We start from the raw sequence: 1,901 nt of genomic DNA, 5'->3' as shown, positions 1-1,901 counted from the left end.
CTTCCGCCCCCCCCGCTTCCGCCGCCCGCTTGGGCCTGCCCCCGGCCGGTGACGGGCGCGGGGCGTACGCCCGGCGCGGACCCTCTCAGGCGCGCGGAGGCGCGCTGTCCGGTCCTCTCGGTACGGGCGGGTGCCGCCGGGCCTCGTGGCTGTGCCGGACTCCGTACAGGAAGTAGATGGCGAAGCCGATGGCCATCCAGATCGCGAACCGGAGCCATGTCTCCGTGGTCAGGTTGAGCATCAGCCAGAGCGAGGCGGCGACGGAGGCGATCGGCACCCACGGGACCAGCGGCGTGCGGAACGACCGGGGCAGGTCGGGGCGGGTCCTGCGCAGGATGATCACGCCGATGGCGACGACGACGAAGGCCGCGAGCGTACCGATGTTGACGAGGTTGGCGAGCTCGGAGATCGAGGTGAACCCGGCGACGACGGCGACCACGACGCCCAGCAGGATCGTCGTCCGGTAGGGCGTGCCGAACCGGGGGTGGACCTGGGAGAAGGCCGCCGGGAGCAGCCCGTCGCGGCTCATCGCGAAGAACACCCGGCTCTGGCCGAGCAGCAGGATCATGCAGACCGACGTCAGGCCGACGGCGGCGCCGAAGCTGATGACGCCGGACCAGAACGGGTGCCCGGTGGCCTTGAACGCGTCGGACAGCGGCGCGTCCACCGACAGCTTGCTGTACTTCTGCATGCCGGTGACGACGATGGACACCGCCACGTACAGCAGGGTGCAGATGAAGAGCGAGGCCAGGATGCCGCGCGGTACGTCGCGCTGGGGCCTGCGGGTCTCCTCCGCGGCCGTGGCGACGATGTCGAAGCCGATGAAGGCGAAGAACACGATCGCGGCGGCGCTGAAGATGCCGAAGATCCCGAAGTTGCCGGGGGTGAAGCCGGCCATCACCTGGATGAGCGGAGCGTCGAAGCCGCTGACTCCGGAGGGGTGTTCGGTCGGCGGGATGAAGGGCGAGTAGTTGGAGCCGGTGATGAGGAAGGCGCCGACGACCACGACCAGCAGCACCACCACGACCTTCACGGCGACGATGACGTTGGTCACCATCGAGGAGAGCCTCATGCCGACGACGAGGATGCCGGTCAGGACGAGGATGAGGGCGCAGGCGAGGATGTCGAAGCCGAAGTGCCCGTCGTGGGTGCCGGTCAGCCCCGCGGGCATGTTCCAGCCCGCGTTGCTGAGGAAGGACTGGATGTAGCCGGACCAGCCGACCGCGACGACGGCGGCGCCGAGGGCCAGTTCCAGGATGAGGTCCCAGCCGATGATCCAGGCGGGGAGTTCACCGAGGGACGCGTACGAGAAGGTGTAGGCGGACCCGGCGACCGGCACGGTCGAGGCGAACTCGGCGTAGCAGAGCGCGGCGAGCGCGCACACGATGCCGGAGACGACGAAGGCGAGGGCGGTGGCGGGGCCCGCGTTCTCCTTGGCGACCTGGCCGGTCAGGACGAAGATACCGGTGCCGATGATCACACCGACGCCGAAGACGGTCAGGTCGAGCGCGGAGAGGGACTTCTTGAGCTGATGTTCGGGCTCCTCGGTGTCCCGGATGGACCGCTCGACCGATTTCGTGCGGAACAGAGCGTTTCGTGTCCGCGTTGTTCCACCTTGAGTACTCACATACGTCCTTCCGTGCGCACGTCCAACCCGGCAATGATCGAGACGGGCGGGCACCGCACCTAACAGAAAGACGTAAATTCACACGTTCGGACCGGACGGACCACCCGTATGGGAGCCCGGCCGGCCCGAAGCCGTACTCAGAGGGCGCGCACGGCGGGGGGGGGGGGGGGGGGGGCGCGGCCCCCCCCCCGCCGCGGGGGGGGCGGGGGCGGGGGGCGGGCGCGGGCGCCGCGCGCCCCCCCCCCCCCCCCCGGCGGGCCCGCCGCGCCGGGCG

At 70.5% G+C, this 1,901-nt stretch carries 1 protein-coding gene; it reads right to left on the bottom strand.

Features of this window, described 5'->3' with window-relative positions; genetic code table 11:
• Nucleotides 1-85: 85 nt before the first annotated feature.
• Nucleotides 86-1,627: an amino acid permease gene (locus LCE31_RS39310; RefSeq protein WP_225023054.1), complete on the bottom strand. Its 1,542-nt coding sequence runs from the start codon at nucleotides 1,625-1,627 to the stop codon at nucleotides 86-88.
• Nucleotides 1,628-1,901: the final 274 nt, after the last annotated feature.

The organism is Streptomyces sp. 8L, assembly GCF_020176795.1.
In the GTDB taxonomy this organism is placed as follows: Bacteria; Actinomycetota; Actinomycetes; order Streptomycetales; family Streptomycetaceae; genus Streptomyces.
The sequence above is the reverse complement of the archived record's forward strand: the minus strand, read 5'-3'. Positions and strand labels throughout refer to the sequence as shown.